Here is a 13,131-nt window from a genome sequence, read left to right as displayed (position 1 = left end):
CCTCTTTTTCGGCCTGAACGGCCTCGTCCTCAAACTCCCCCAGAGGGGGGACCCCCAGGACGGGCTGGGAATGCCGGCCCAGCTTTCAGGAGTCAGTCATGCACCTCGACCACTCTCACCATGGACCCTCGGCCGTCAGTGCCGATGCCCGGCGGCCCGACGGCAGCAGGCGGGCCCTGCGGATCGGGCTCGGTGGGCCCGTCGGGTCCGGGAAGACCGCGACCGTTGCCGCGCTCTGCCGGGCGCTGCGGGAGGAGTTGTCCCTCGCCGTCGTGACCAACGACATCTACACCCGTGAGGACGCCGAGTTCCTGCTCCGGGAGGCGGTGCTGCCGCCGGAGCGGATCAGTGCCGTGGAGACCGGCGCCTGTCCGCACACCGCGATCCGGGACGACATCTCCGCCAACCTGGAGGCCGTCGAGGACCTGGAGGACGAGGTCGGGCCGCTCGACCTGGTCCTGGTGGAGTCCGGCGGGGACAACCTCACCGCCACCTTCTCCAAGGGGCTCGTCGACGCCCAGATCTTCGTGATCGACGTGGCGGGCGGCGACGACATCCCGCGCAAGGGCGGGCCCGGCGTCACCACCGCCGACCTGCTGATCGTCAACAAGACCGACCTCGCCCCGTACGTCGGATCCGACCTGGCGCGGATGGCCGCCGACGCCAAGGCGCAGCGCGGTGAACTGCCCGTCGTCCTCCAGTCGCTGCGCAGCGAGGACGGTGTCCGGGACGTCGCCGACTGGGTGCGGACGCGGATCGCCGCGTGGACCGCGTGACCACTGCGGGCGGCGTGCGGGCGCGGGCCCGTGTCCTCGCCCGCGGCGACGGACGGGGCGGCACCGCGCTGCCCGTGCTGGAGGGTGAGGGTCCGCTCGCGGTGCGGCGGACCCGGGGGAGCGGTGCCGAGGCCCGGGTGATGCTGATCGGCGCGATGAGCGGGCCGCTCGGCGGCGACCACTTCACGGTCGAGGCGGAGGCGGCGCAGGGCGCCCGGCTGCGGGTCGGCTCGGCCGCAGCCACCCTCGCGCTGCCGGGGCAGGACAAGGCCGGGGCCCGCTACGACGTCCGGCTCACCGTCGGCGAGGATGCCGAACTGCGGTGGCTGCCCGAGCAGTTGATCTCCGCGCGCAGCAGCGACCTGTACGTCACCACGCGCGTCGACGTCGCCGCCACGGGCCGGCTGCTGCTGCGCGAGGAGCAGGTGCTCGGGCGGACCGGCGAGGAACCGGGGCGCCTCACCAGCCGTCTTGCCGTACGGATCGCCGGCCGGTGCGTGCTCGACCAGGAGCTGGCCTGCGGCCCGGGCGCCCCGGGCGGCTGGGACGGCCCCGCCGGCCTCGCGGGACACCGTGCCGTCGGTCAGCTCGTCGTCGTACGCCCGGAGTTCGCGGCCGCCCCGCCGGCGCCCCGCCCGGTCGCGCAGGGCGCGGCGGTGATGCCGCTCGCCGGGCCCGCCGTGCTGCTGACGGCCGTGGCGCCGGACGCGCTGCGACTGCGGCGGCTGCTGGACGAGGCGCTGGCCTCGCTGGACTGAGGTTCCGGGGACCGAACGTGTTTATCCGTTTATCGGATTGGCAAAGAAGTAGCACTGCCTCTGTTCTCAGGTGACGCACAGCCGCGAGGATCCCCGTACTTGTCGCAACCTTGTACGGGGAGGGCCACTTGAGGAAGAGCAGACTGGGGCGCAGGACGGCGGCGTTCGGCTCGGCCGGAGCGCTGGTCACCGCCACGCTGATGGCCGGCGCCGTCGCGGCGCCCGCAGCGAGCGCCACTCCGGCCACCGGCCACGGGTCCGGGCACGGCGGGGACCGCGAGGCCCGCGGGGCCGCCGTCGCTGCGGCCCGCGCCGCGAAGGCCGGCGTCGACTGGCAGGACTGCCCCGCCGACTGGAATCTGCCGAAGCCCATCCAGTGCGGCTACGTCACCGTGCCGCTCGACTACGCCAAGCCGTACGGCAAGCAGATCAAGATCGCCGTCGACCGCATCGGCAACACCGGCACCAAGTCCGAGCGCCAGGGCGCCCTCATCTACAACCCCGGCGGCCCGGGCGGCTCCGGCCTGCGCTTCCCCGCCCGCGTCACGAGCAAGAGCGCGGTGTGGGCGAGCGCGGCCAAGGCGTACGACTTCGTGGGCTTCGACCCGCGCGGCGTCGGCAAGTCCGCGCCCATCTCCTGCGTCGACCCGCAGGAGTTCGTCAAGGCGCCCAAGATGGACCCCGTGCCCGGCTCCGAGGCCGACAAGCTCGCCCAGCGCAAGCTCGCCCGCGAGTACGCCGAGGGCTGCTACGAGCGCAGCGGCGAGATGCTGCCGCACATGACCACGCCGAACACCGCGCGCGACCTCGACGTCGTCCGCGCCGCGCTCGGCGAGAAGAAGCTCAACTACCTCGGCGTCTCCTACGGCACCTACCTCGGCGCCGTCTACGGCACCCTCTTCCCGGACCACGTGCGCCGGATGGTCGTCGACAGCGTCGTCAACCCGTCCCGCGACAAGATCTGGTACCAGGCCAACCTGGACCAGGACGTCGCCTTCGAGAAGCGCTGGAAGGACTGGCAGGACTGGGTCGCGAAGAACGACGCCACCTTCCACCTCGGCGACACCCGCGCCGAGGTCCAGGACCAGTGGCTCAAGCTGCGCGCCACTGCGGCGAAGGAGCCCCTCGGCGGGGTCGTCGGCCCGGCCGAGCTGATCTCCTTCTTCCAGAGCGCCCCGTACTACGACTCCGCGTGGGTGCCGGTCGCCACGACCTTCAGCAAGTACGTCGCCGGTGACACCCGGGCGCTCGTCGACGCCGCCGCCCCCGACCTGTCCGACACCGCGGGCAACGCCTCCTCGGAGAACGGCAACGCCGTCTACACCGCCGTCGAGTGCGCCGACGCCAAGTGGCCCACGAACTGGCGCACCTGGGACCGGGACAACACCCGGCTGCACCGCGACCACCCGTTCATGACCTGGGCCAACGCCTGGATGAACCTGCCGTGCGCCACCTGGCCGGTCAAGCAGCAGACCCCGGTGGACGTGAAGTCCGGCAAGGGGCTCCCGCCGGTGCTGATCGTCCAGTCCGAGCGGGACGCGGCCACCCCCTACGGCGGCGCCGTCGAACTGCACCAGCGGTTCAAGGGATCGCGTCTGATCACCGAGCGGGACGCCGGTTCGCACGGGGTCACCGGTCTGGTCAACCCGTGCATCAACGACCGGGTGGACACCTATCTCCTCACCGGCAAGGTGGACGCCAGGGACGTGACCTGCGCCCCGCACGCCACCCCCAAGCCGTAGCAGCCCAGGGAGAACGGGAGGGGGCGGCCGGGTCGACCTGCCGCCCCCTTCCTTGTCCTCAGGCCTTCCCGGCCCCCGCCTGCCACGCGTCCTCCGCCGCGTAGTCGAAGAGGTCGCCGTACGCCCGGAACATCTTCGGGAAGGCCTCCCGCCAGTCCCGCCCGGCCAGCCGCTCCTCGATCCAGGCGACCGTGTCCGGCAGGGTCTCGGCGTACCGCACCACCGGGCGGTAGCCCAACTGCCGTTCGGCGGCGGTCATGTCGCACACCACGGGCGCGGGAACCGACCACGGGGTGTCGCCGACGGTGGGCGCGGGCGGCGGACCGTCCACCAGGACGTCCTCGACCTCCACCCCCATCACCGCGTCGATCGCCTTCGCGATCTCCGCCACCGTCGGCGCGTCGGGATCGACGGCGTTCAGGACCCGCGTGCCCGGCCGCGGGGCGGCCAGCCGGATCAGCTCGGCGATGGTGTGCACACTCGCCGGATGGAAACGGCTCGCCCCGCCGTACGCGAGGGCGCGCCGGCGCCTGCTGTCGAGGTTGCGCTTGACGAAGTACAGCTCGCGCGGGGTCCGGCAGTGCGGTCCGTGGACCGCGCCCGCGCGCAGCAGCGTGACGGGCAGCCGGTCGCCCGCGGCGAGCAGTTCGCGCTCCAGCGCCACCTTGCGGGTGGAGTACGAGGTGTCGCCCGGCTGGACCGTGCGCTGCTCCTCGGTGAGCGGCACCGGGTACTCGGGGAAGCCACCGGGTTCGGCCTGCGTGTCGAAGTTGCGGCCCTTGTCGTCCTCGTACACCGACACACTGGAGACCACCACCGCCGAGCCGACCCGTCCGGCGAGCGAGACCAACTGCCGTGCGTGCCCGGCGCCATAGGCCACCATGTCCACCAGGACGTCACAGCCGTCGCCCACGGCCGCCGACAGGGCCGCGTCGTCCTCCCGGTCGGCCCGCACCACGCGCACGTCCCCGGGCCAGCCCCCGTCCCGTTCGCCGCCCCGCGAGACGGCCGTCACCTCCCAGCCGTCCCGGGCCAGCGCCCCCACGGCCACCCGTCCGATCTGTCCCGTCGCTCCGACCACCACAGCACGCGTCATACGGCGACCGTAGGCGCCGCGGCGCCCGCACGACACACCCTTCTGCCGAGGGCAGATGGCGGGACAGGGTCTACCGGTGCGGCAGTCGGGGGAACTTGCGCCCCTTCGCCGCCCTCTGAGCCTCCTCGGCCTTCACGTCGGCCGCGTACCGGTCCACGTACTCCTGCCCGGACAGCGTGAGGATCGCGTACATGATCTCGTCGGTGACGGCGCGCAGCACCGCCTTCTCGCCCTCCATGCCGGCGTAGCGGGAGAAGTCCAGGGGCTCGCCGAAGCGGATCACCACGGGGTGCAGCTTCGGGATCTTCCGGCCCGGCGGCTGGGCCTCGAAGGTGCCGATCATCGCGCAGGGCACGACCGGCACCCCGGCCCTGAGCGCCATCACCGCCACCCCGACCTTGCCCTTGTAGAGCCGGCCGTCGTGCGAGCGCGTGCCCTCCGGATAGATGCCGAGCAACTCGTCCTTGCCCAGCACCCCCAGTCCCTCGCGGATCGCGGCCTGCCCCGCCTCCTTGCCGGAGCGGTCGACCGGGATCTGGCCGGCACTGCGGAAGAAGAACGCGGTCAGCCTGCCCTTGAGGCCCGGGCCGGTGAAGTACTCGGCCTTGGCGAGGAAGGTGATGCGGCGTCGGAGCACCGCGGGCATCAGGAAGTGGTCCGAGAAGGAGAGGTGGTTGCCCGCGACGATGGCCGCACCCGACGCCGGCACGTGGTCGAGGCCCTCGATCCGCGGGCGGAACGCCAGCCTGAGCAGCGGGCCCAGCAGCACGTACTTGAGGACGTAGTAGAACAAGGCGTCGCTCCTCACCCCGGCGGGACGGCTCGTTCGCCGTGTTCTCACTGGTCAACCGGCGTCAGCCGGGGTGCCAGTGTAGGTGCGGGCCGGGCCCGTCCGGAACCGGCCGGGCCCGGCCCCGAGGCCGCGTCGCCGTCAGAACTTCGGCGTCGGGGCCTGGGCCTCCACCATCTCCGCCGCCTCCTCCTCGGTCTGCACCGAGGGCGGGGAACCCGCGAGCGGCTGCTGGGCCGTCTCCTTCATGCAGGCCACGGCCACGACACCGACCAGGGCCGCGATCATCGAGTAGTAGGCGGGCATCATGTCGGAGCCGGTCACGCTGATCAGGGCGGTGATGACCAGCGGCGTGGTGCCGCCGAACAGGGACGTCGACAGGTTGTAGCCGACCGAGAGGGACCCGTACCGGACGTTGGTGGGGAACATCGCCGGGAGCGCCGCCGACATCGTGCCGAGCAGACAGACCAGGGACAGGCCGAGCATCAGCATGCCGGCCGAGACGGCGAGCAGGCTGCCGTTCTGCACCAGCACGAAGGCGGGGGCGGACAGGACGAAGAAGCCGATCATGCCGGTCATCAGGAGGGGCTTGCGCCCGAAGTGGTCGGAGAGCCGGCCGACCTGGTTGATGATCAGCATCAGCAGCACCATCGTGGCCACCAGGATCAGCAGCCCGTGGCTCTCGCTGTAGTGGAGCTCGTCCGACAGATACGTGGGCATGTACGACAGCAGCATGTAGTCCGTGATGTTGTACGCGCCGACCAGCGCGATGCACAGCACCAGCGACCGCCAGTGCGTACGGAAGATCTTGGCCAGGTCGCCCCGGGCGGTGGTCTCCACCGCGGTCGCCGCGTCGGCGATGTGGACGTTGGAGTCCTCCAGCTTCAGGAACGCGGGCGTGTCGTCCAGCTTCATCCGCAGGTAGATGCCGATGATGCCGAGCGGCGCCGCGAGCAGGAAGGGGATGCGCCAGCCCCACGCGTCCATGGTGTCGCTGCCGAGCACCGCGGTGAGGGCGGTGACGAGACCGGCGGCGCCCGTGTAACCGGCCAGCGTCCCCAGCTCCAGGAAGCTGCCGAAGAAGCCGCGCCGCTTGTCCGGCGCGTACTCGGCGATGAAGGTGGAGGCACCTCCGTACTCGCCGCCGGTCGAGAAGCCCTGGAGCAGGCGGAACAGGATCAGCAGGACGGGGGCCCAGAAGCCGATCGAGTCGTAGCTGGGGATGAGCCCGATGGCGGCGGTGCCGATCGCCATGAGGATCATCGTCAGCGCCAGCACCTTCTTGCGGCCGATCTTGTCACCCATCGGGCCGAAGACCATGCCGCCGAGCGGGCGCACCAGGAACGCCACGGCGAACGTGGCGAACGAGGAGAGCAACTGCGCGGTGTCGCTCCCGGAGGGGAAGAACACCCGGCCGATGGTGCCCGCCAGATAGGCGTAGATGCCGAAGTCGAACCACTCCATGGCGTTGCCGAGCGAGGCCGCCTTCACGGCACGCTTGACCGCGGCCTCGTCCGTGACGGTGATGTCCGACCGGCGGAGCCGGGGGTTCTGCCGACGTCTGATGGCCCGGAACAGAGCCGGGTGGCGGCGGATCGCCGCAGTGTCGGGTTCCTGGCCGTTCTCGGTGGGGGACGTGGCGGCCTCCCTTTCCACGCGCAGACGCTCCGGGGGGGAGTGCTGCTCGGTCGTACGATTCTCGGGTCGTACCGTTCCCCCGATCATGCTGGGTATGGCCGTGACGTCGGTCATGCGGTTGCGCCGATGAGGTGAGTGGCGGGGCGAACGGGCGGGGTGAGTACGCTTCGCACATGCGGATCGCCGTCTCCTCCGACATGGACGAACCCGTGGCCCGCCTCCTCGTCGAGGAGCTGCGCACCCGGGGGCACGAGGTACGGGTGCACGGCGCCCTGAGCCCGGGCGCGGACCCGCAGTGGGCGGTGTGCTCGGAGCGGGCCGCCCGCGAGGTCGCCGACGGCACGGCCGACCAGGCGGTGGTGTGCTGCTGGACCGGCACGGGCGCGTCGATCGCCGCGAACAAGGTGCCGGGCGTACGGGCGGCCCTGTGCACCGACGCGTACACCGCGGACGGGGCCCGCCGCTGGAACGACGCCAATGTGCTCGCCCTCGGCCTGCGGCTGACGTCGGAGCCGCTGCTGCGGGAGATCCTCGACGCCTGGTTCGCGGGCGGGCCCAGCGAGGACGCCGAGGACCGGGGCAATGTGACGTACGTGGAGCGGCTCGACCGGGGCCGAGCCGCTCCCTGAGGCCCGGTAGGCCTCGAGCACGCGCGCCCTCAGGCGGACAGGACCTTCTCCAGCGTCCCGAGCGCGCCCTCCAGCTCCGCCCCCGTGACCGTCAGCGGCGGTGCCAGCCGGATCGTGGAGCCGTGCGTGTCCTTGACGAGGATGCCCTCGCGCATCAGACGCTCGCTGACCTCGCGGCCGGTGCCCAGCGCCGGATCGACGTCGACGCCCGCCCACAGCCCCCGCGCGCGGAAGCCGACGACGCCCTTGCCGACCAGGGCGGTCAGACCCTTGCGCAGCACCGCGCCCAGCTCCGCCGCCCGGCGCTGGTACGCGCCCGTCTCCAGCAGCTCCACCACCGCCGTGCCGACCGCGGCGGCCAGCGGATTGCCGCCGAACGTCGAACCGTGCTCGCCCGGGTGCAGCACCCCGAGCACCTCCCGGCTGCCGACCACCGCCGACACCGGCACGATGCCGCCGCCCAGCGCCTTGCCGAGCAGCACCACGTCCGGGACGACCGACTCGTGCTCGACGGCGAGGGTGTGCCCCGTGCGGCCGAGACCCGACTGGATCTCGTCCGCGATGAAGAGGCATCCGGCCCGGCGGGTCAGCTCCCGCACGCCGGCCAGATAGCCGTCGTCGGGGATCAGCACGCCCGCCTCTCCCTGGATCGGCTCGATCAGCACCGCCGCCGTCGTCTCGTCGACCGCCGCCTCCATGGCCGCCAGGTCGTTGTACGGCACGATCCGGAAGCCGGGCGTGAAGGGGCCGAAACCCGAGCGGGCCGTCTCGTCCGTCGAGAAGCTCACGATCGTCGTCGTACGGCCGTGGAAGTTGTCGGCGGCGACCACGATCGTCGCCCGGTCGGCCGGGACGCCCTTGACGTCGTAGGCCCACTTGCGGGCCACCTTGATGCCGCTCTCCACCGCCTCGGCACCGGTGTTCATGGGCAGCACCATGTCCGTGCCGGTCAGCGCGGCCAGCCGCTCGGCGAAGCCCGCGAGCCGGTCGTTGTGGAAGGCGCGCGAGGTGAGGGTGAGCCGGTCCAGCTGGCGGTGGGCGGCCTCGATCAGCGCCGGGTGGCGGTGCCCGAAGTTGAGCGCCGAGTAGCCGGCCAGCATGTCCAGGTAGCGGCGGCCCTCCACGTCCTCGACCCAGGCGCCCTCCGCGCGGGCCACGACCACCGGCAGCGGGTGGTAGTTGTGCGCGAGGACGGGCTCCTCCGCGCGGATGAGCTCCTCGGAGCCGCGGGTGCGGGCGGGTACGGGTGCGGTTGCGGTCATGAGCGGGTCTCCCGGATCTCCTGGGTGCAGCACTTGATGCCGCCACCGGCCTTGTGGAACTCGGACAGGTCGACGGGGACGGGGACGTAGCCGCGGCCGCTGAGCCGGTCGGCGAGTTCCCCGGCGCCGGGCGAGATGAACACGTTGCGTCCGTCGCAGACGGAGTTCAGCCCGAACGCCATGGCGTCCTCGCGGGTGGCGATCACCGCGTCCGGGTAGAGCCGCTCCAGCACCTCACGGCTGCCGGGCGAGAAGGCCCCGGGGTAGTAGGCGATGTTCCCGCCGGTGCCGTCGGTCCCGTCGTCGAGCACGAACAGCGCCGTGTCCAGGTGGTAGAAGTACGGGTCCACCAGCGTCAGCGAGATCACCGGCACGCCGAAGAACTCCTGCGCCTCGCGGTGCGCCTCGGGGGTCGTGCGGAACCCCGTGCCCGCCAGGATCCAGCGGCCGGCCGGGACCAGGTCGCCCTCGCCCTCGCAGACCGCCTCGGGATGCTGGACCTCGAAGCCCTCCGTCTTGAACCACGCCTCGTAGGCCACGGACTCGCCCCGGCGCTCCGGCGCGTGGAAGAGGGAACCGAAGACCCGGCCCTCGACCACGACCGCGCAGTTCGCGGCGAAGACCATGTCGGGCAGGCCCGGGACCGGCGCGACGGAGTCGACGGTGTGGCCGTGGGCCCGGTAGGCGGCGACCAGTGCCTGCCACTGGTCGAGGGCGCGGATGACGTCGACGGGCCGGCCGGTGCTCATCCACGGGTTGATCGCGTACTGCACTGAGAAGTGTCTGGGCTCGCACACCAGGAAGCGCCGCCGACGCGGCGCACGGGACTGGGACACAGAGGGCTACCTCCGCTTTTCACGGTGTGTCACTGAGGGTTGACACCACGGTAGGAAGCGACGGCCGAGCCCGACAAGCAACGAAAGCTGCGTGTTCCCGCAGGATCGCTGCGTTGTGCGCCGACTCAGCGCAGGTCCGCTGCGCCCTCCGGAGCGAGCAGGCCGGTTCCTGCCTCCGGACTGTCCGGGATCAGATGGGACAGCACCATCACACTGATCGTCTTCCGGATGAACGGCTCGGCACGGATCCGCTCCAGCACCTCCTCGAAGTGCTCCACGTCCCGCGCCCGCACATGCAGCAGCGCATCCGCCCCGCCGGTCACCGTCATCGCCGCCGTGATCTCCGGATAGGCACGCACGGCCTCCGCGAGCCGCCTCGGCGGGGCCGCCCCCTCGCAGTACACCTCCACGTACGCCTCGGTCCGCCAGCCCAGCGCGGAGGGCCGCACGGTCGCCGTGAAGCCGGTGATCACGCCGGTCTCGCGCAGCCGGTCCACCCGGCGCTTGACCGCCGTGGACGACAACCCGACCGCCGCGCCGATCTCGGCGAAGGACGCCCTGGCGTTCGCCATCAGCGCGGTGACGATCTTCCGGTCGAGTTCGTCGAAAGAGGCGGGCCTGCTGTTCATGCGGGCACTGTATCCAGCGGATACGTCCACGTCGGGCACGTGTGCAGGGGTACGGATTGCTCCTACACTCCAGCCTCATGCTGCGCGCCCTGGCTGTCGACGACGAACGCCCCACGCTCGAGGAACTCGTGTACCTCCTGAACGCCGATCCCCGGATCGGCACGGCGGAGGGCGCGAACGACGCGACCGAGGCCCTGCGCCGCATCAACCGCGCCCTGGAGTCGGGCCCCGACGGGCCGGACGCCATCGACGTCGTCTTCCTCGACATCCAGATGCCCGGCCTCGACGGACTGGACCTCGCCCGGCTGCTGACCGGGTTCGCCCGCCCGCCGCTGGTCGTCTTCGTCACCGCGCACGAGGACTTCGCCGTCCAGGCCTTCGACCTCGACGCCGTCGACTACGTCCTCAAACCCGTCCGCAGGGAACGCCTCGCCGAAGCGGTCCGCCGCGCCGTCGAACAGCGCGCCGCGACGCTCCCTTCGCCGCGCATCCCCGTGCACGAACCCGACCCCGACCACATCACCGTCGAACTCGGCGGCGTCACCCGCTTCGTCCCCGTCGACGACATCACCCACGTCGAGGCCCAGGGCGACTACGCCCGCCTGCACACCGACAAGGGCAGCCACCTCGTCCGCATCCCCCTGTCCACCCTGGAGGAACGCTGGCGCGCCCGCGGCTTCGTCCGCATCCACCGCCGCCACCTCGTCGCCCTGCGCCACATCGGCGAACTCCGCCTGGACGCGGGCACCGTCAGCGTCCTGGTCGGCACCGAGGAACTCCAGGTCAGCCGGCGCCACGCCCGCGAGCTGCGGGACCTGCTCATGCGGAGGCCGTGAGAAGTGCCCCAGGACCCCACCGAACGCCGCGTCACCGTCACCGGCCCGCCCAGGCGCACCAAACGGGCCTCGGGCTACTACCGCCCGCGCACCGAGATCGACGAGCAGACCACCCTCGGCCACACCTACGTCCGCTCCCTGATGCGCAGCCAGCTGCGCGCCGGGCTCGCCGCCTTCGCGGTCCTCGGGCTCCTCGTCGCGCCGCTGCCGCTGCTGTTCGCGGCGATGCCCGACGCCCGCCGCCTGGAATGGGCCGTCCTCGGCTTCGGCCTGTACGCCCCGCTCGTCCTGCTCGCCCGCTGGTACGTGCGCCGCGCCGAGCGCAACGAACGCGACTTCGTGCGCCTCGTCGAGGACCGATGACCCTGCCGGACGAGGCCGTGAGGGCACCATGAACTCCAGCTACGCCATACCCGCCGTCGCCCTGGTCGTCGTGGCGACCGTCCTCGTCGGCGCCTTCGGCCTGCGCATCTCCCGCACCACCTCCGACTTCTACGTGGCCTCCCGCACCGTCGGCCCACGCCTCAACGCCGCCGCCATCAGCGGCGAGTACCTCTCCGCCGCTTCCTTCCTGGGCATCGCCGGCCTGGTCCTCGTCCAGGGCCCCGACATGCTCTGGTACCCGGTCGGCTACACCGCCGGCTACCTGGTCCTACTGCTCTTCGTCGCCGCCCCGCTGCGCCGCTCCGGCGCCTACACGCTGCCCGACTTCGCCGAGGCGCGGCTCGCCTCCCAGGGGGTACGGCGGCTGGCGGGCGCCTTCGTCGTGGGCGTCGGCTGGCTGTACCTGCTGCCCCAGCTCCAGGGCGCCGGACTGACCCTGACCGTGCTGAGCGGCGCTCCCGACTGGCTCGGCGGGGTGATCGTCGCCGTCGTCGTGACCGCGATCGTGGCCGCCGGCGGCATGCGCAGCATCACCTTCGTCCAGGCCTTCCAGTACTGGCTGAAGCTCACCGCCCTGCTCGTCCCCGCCCTCTTCCTGGTGCTGGCCTGGCAGGGCGACGGCGCCCCCGGCCGCCCCTTCGAGGAACCCGCCACCTTCCGCGAGCAGCGCTCCGTCCGGATCGACGACACCCTCACCCTCAAGCTCGAGACGCCGCTCACCGTGACCGTCGACGGCACCGTGGACGGTCGCGCCCACGACGGCACCCGCATGGCCCTGCCCACCGGTACCCATCGCATCGAGGCCGGCACCCGCCTCACCTTCGCCGAGGGCACCGCCGTCCCGGCCGCCGGCCACGGCGCCGACGACGCCCTGTCGCCGTCGCGGGCCGAGAGCCGCACCGAACGCCCGCTGTACGCCACGTACGGCCTGATCCTCGCCACCTTCCTCGGCACCATGGGCCTGCCGCACGTCGTCGTCCGCTTCTACACCAGCCCGCACGGCGTCGCCGCCCGCCGCACCACCGTCGCCGTCCTCGGCCTGATCGGCGCCTTCTACCTGCTGCCGCCCGTCTACGGCGCCCTCGGCCGCCTCTACGCCCCCGAGCTCACCCTCACCGGCGACGCGGACGCCGCCGTCCTGCTGCTGCCCGACCGTGTCATCGGGGGAGTGGGCGGCGACCTGCTCGGCGCGCTGGTCGCGGGCGGTGCCTTCGCCGCGTTCCTGTCCACCGCGTCGGGGCTGACCATGGCGATCGCGGGCGTCCTCACCCAGGACGTCCTGCCGTCCCGCGGCGTGCCGCACTTCCGGCTCGGCACGGTCCTCGCGATGGCGGTGCCGCTGGCGGCGAGCGCGCTGGTCGGCGGGCTGCCGGTCGCCGACGCGGTCGGCCTCGCCTTCGCCGTGTCCGCCTCCTCCTTCTGCCCGCTGCTGGTCCTCGGCATCTGGTGGCGGCGGCTGACCCCGCCCGGCGCGGCGGCCGGGATGCTGGTGGGCGGCGGCTCAGCGCTGCTCGCCGTCGCCGCCACCATGGGCGGCTTCCCGGGCGGCGGCGGTGCGCTGCACGCGCTGCTGGCCTGGCCCGCGCTGTGGTCGGTGCCGCTGGGCTTCCTCACCATGGTGCTGGTCTCGCTGGCCACGCCGGCGCGGGTGCCGGCCGGGACGGCGGCGATCCTCGCCCGCTTCCACCTGCCGGAGGAGCTGCACGCGGACGAACTGCGCGGGGACGAACTGCGCAAGGAGGTGACCCCGTGAGC

Annotated in this window: 13 protein-coding genes; 7 read left to right on the top strand and 6 right to left on the bottom strand. The window is 72.4% G+C overall.

All coding sequences use genetic code 11. From position 1 onward, the window contains the following. The first annotated feature begins 98 nt into the window (after window positions 1–98). The 3 genes from ureG (at window position 99) to ACIGO6_RS28260 (ending at window position 3,276) form a co-directional block, all read left to right on the top strand. Window positions 99–776: an urease accessory protein UreG gene (gene ureG, locus ACIGO6_RS28270; protein ID WP_399881134.1), complete on the top strand. Its 678-nt coding sequence runs from the start codon at window positions 99–101 to the stop codon at window positions 774–776. Beyond that, window positions 764–1,534, top strand: coding sequence for an urease accessory protein UreD (locus tag ACIGO6_RS28265; RefSeq protein ID WP_399881132.1), 771 nt, complete (start codon window positions 764–766; stop codon window positions 1,532–1,534). The genes ureG and ACIGO6_RS28265 overlap by 13 nt, the downstream gene beginning before the upstream one ends. Window positions 1,535–1,662: 128 nt before the next feature. Then, window positions 1,663–3,276 (top strand): alpha/beta hydrolase, encoded by a 1,614-nt coding sequence (locus ACIGO6_RS28260; RefSeq protein WP_399881130.1) that lies wholly within the window; start codon window positions 1,663–1,665, stop codon window positions 3,274–3,276. 58 nt (window positions 3,277–3,334) lie between these two features. Here ACIGO6_RS28260 and ACIGO6_RS28255 read toward each other — a convergent pair whose 3' ends face one another. The 3 genes from ACIGO6_RS28255 to proP all read right to left on the bottom strand — a co-directional run bounded on the left by ACIGO6_RS28255 (window position 3,335) and on the right by proP (window position 6,818). Then, window positions 3,335–4,372 (bottom strand): NAD-dependent epimerase/dehydratase family protein, encoded by a 1,038-nt coding sequence (locus ACIGO6_RS28255; protein WP_399881128.1) that lies wholly within the window; start codon window positions 4,370–4,372, stop codon window positions 3,335–3,337. A gap of 70 nt (window positions 4,373–4,442) precedes the next feature. Continuing rightward, window positions 4,443–5,165 (bottom strand): lysophospholipid acyltransferase family protein, encoded by a 723-nt coding sequence (locus ACIGO6_RS28250; protein ID WP_399881126.1) that lies wholly within the window; start codon window positions 5,163–5,165, stop codon window positions 4,443–4,445. Between the two features lie 138 nt (window positions 5,166–5,303). Next, complete coding sequence (proP, locus tag ACIGO6_RS28245; RefSeq protein WP_399881124.1) at window positions 5,304–6,818, bottom strand: glycine betaine/L-proline transporter ProP; 1,515 nt, start codon at window positions 6,816–6,818, stop codon at window positions 5,304–5,306. Between the two features lie 155 nt (window positions 6,819–6,973). Here proP and ACIGO6_RS28240 point away from each other — a divergent pair, with 155 nt between their 5' ends. Continuing rightward, a complete protein-coding gene (locus ACIGO6_RS28240) occupies window positions 6,974–7,429 on the top strand; it encodes an RpiB/LacA/LacB family sugar-phosphate isomerase (RefSeq protein ID WP_399881122.1) in 456 nt (151 codons plus the stop codon). 29 nt (window positions 7,430–7,458) lie between these two features. Here ACIGO6_RS28240 and rocD read toward each other — a convergent pair whose 3' ends face one another. The 3 genes from rocD to ACIGO6_RS28225 all read right to left on the bottom strand — a co-directional run bounded on the left by rocD (window position 7,459) and on the right by ACIGO6_RS28225 (window position 10,156). Further along, window positions 7,459–8,691: an ornithine--oxo-acid transaminase gene (gene rocD / locus ACIGO6_RS28235; protein ID WP_399881120.1), complete on the bottom strand. Its 1,233-nt coding sequence runs from the start codon at window positions 8,689–8,691 to the stop codon at window positions 7,459–7,461. Then, window positions 8,688–9,527, bottom strand: a complete 840-nt coding sequence (gene ddaH / locus ACIGO6_RS28230; protein WP_399881118.1) for a dimethylargininase — start codon at window positions 9,525–9,527, stop codon at window positions 8,688–8,690. Before ddaH ends, rocD begins: the two co-directional genes overlap by 4 nt. A 125-nt stretch (window positions 9,528–9,652) precedes the next feature. Next, a complete protein-coding gene (locus ACIGO6_RS28225; RefSeq protein ID WP_399881116.1) occupies window positions 9,653–10,156 on the bottom strand; it encodes an Lrp/AsnC family transcriptional regulator in 504 nt (167 codons plus the stop codon). 77 nt (window positions 10,157–10,233) lie between these two features. Between ACIGO6_RS28225 and ACIGO6_RS28220 the strand changes: the two genes are divergently transcribed. From ACIGO6_RS28220 to ACIGO6_RS28210, 3 genes are read left to right on the top strand one after another with little or no spacing between them, the layout of a single operon-like run. Continuing rightward, window positions 10,234–10,992 carry a LytR/AlgR family response regulator transcription factor gene (locus tag ACIGO6_RS28220; RefSeq protein WP_399881114.1) on the top strand — a complete coding sequence of 253 codons (759 nt, stop codon included), beginning with the start codon at window positions 10,234–10,236 and terminating at the stop codon, window positions 10,990–10,992. A gap of 3 nt (window positions 10,993–10,995) precedes the next feature. Further along, the gene (locus ACIGO6_RS28215) at window positions 10,996–11,355 is read left to right on the top strand and encodes a hypothetical protein (protein ID WP_399881112.1); all 360 of its coding nucleotides are present in this window, start codon (window positions 10,996–10,998) and stop codon (window positions 11,353–11,355) included. A 28-nt stretch (window positions 11,356–11,383) separates the two neighbouring features. Beyond that, window positions 11,384–13,129, top strand: coding sequence for a cation acetate symporter (locus tag ACIGO6_RS28210; RefSeq protein ID WP_399881110.1), 1,746 nt, complete (start codon window positions 11,384–11,386; stop codon window positions 13,127–13,129). The last annotated feature ends 2 nt before the right edge of the window (window positions 13,130–13,131 follow it).

The sequence above is a fragment of the Streptomyces sp. NPDC053750 genome, assembly GCF_044544295.1.
Lineage (GTDB): Bacteria > Actinomycetota > Actinomycetes > Streptomycetales > Streptomycetaceae > Streptomyces.
Note: the sequence above shows the minus strand (reverse complement) of the source record. Positions and strands in the feature narration are given on the sequence as shown.